The 659-nt window shown below is 42.3% G+C and carries 1 protein-coding gene; it reads right to left on the bottom strand.

Going from position 1 to position 659, the window contains the following annotated elements:
* Nucleotides 1-157: 157 nt before the first annotated feature.
* The coding region (locus ACS8FD_RS21385) for a proton-conducting transporter transmembrane domain-containing protein (RefSeq protein WP_439277353.1) at nt 158-659 on the bottom strand (502 nt) is incomplete at its 5' end.

Below are 659 nucleotides of genomic sequence, written 5' to 3'. Positions count from 1 at the left end.
CAACGTTTAGTCCAGTCACGGTAATAGTGCCAGTGATAACATGCGAGCGCTTAATAGTAATCGCAATCATGGCCAATAACGTTGTAACTACCACTGCAATGATTGGTGCATAAGGCATTAGCCCCATCAAATCATTCATCGTAATATCATTCATGACTTAACGTGCCTCCATTGCATCAAGTAACTGTGACGCATCTACTTGAGTGATTTCACTGTAGACATATGCATTATTAATCCACTGCATGGCTTGACTTGATGTATCCAGTATCGGCTGCGGGTAAAGGCCAAGCCATACCAATCCAGCCGCTAACATCAGTAGTAATGACAGCTCACGCTTGCCCAGGTCTTTTAATTTGCGTGTTGGCAAACCATGTGATTTGGTCTCGTGCAACGCCACCTCTTCAATATTATTAATCCCAAACAGTGCGCGGTAAATTAAGATTAAAGAATATAAACCAGCCAACACTAAGCTAAAGGTTGCTAGTACTACAAATACGGGGTACTGAGCAAATGCGCCAAATAAAATCATGAATTCACCGATAAAGTTACCTGTACCAGGAATACCTAGAAGTGCCGCGCAAAAGAACATCAATATTGGAGCATAATAACGGAACTGTCCCCACATACCGCCCATCAAAGTCAAATCACGAGTATGTAGA

The sequence above is a fragment of the Psychrobacter sp. 1U2 genome (assembly GCF_051847575.1).
This window is presented reverse-complemented; position numbering and strand designations above follow the sequence as displayed.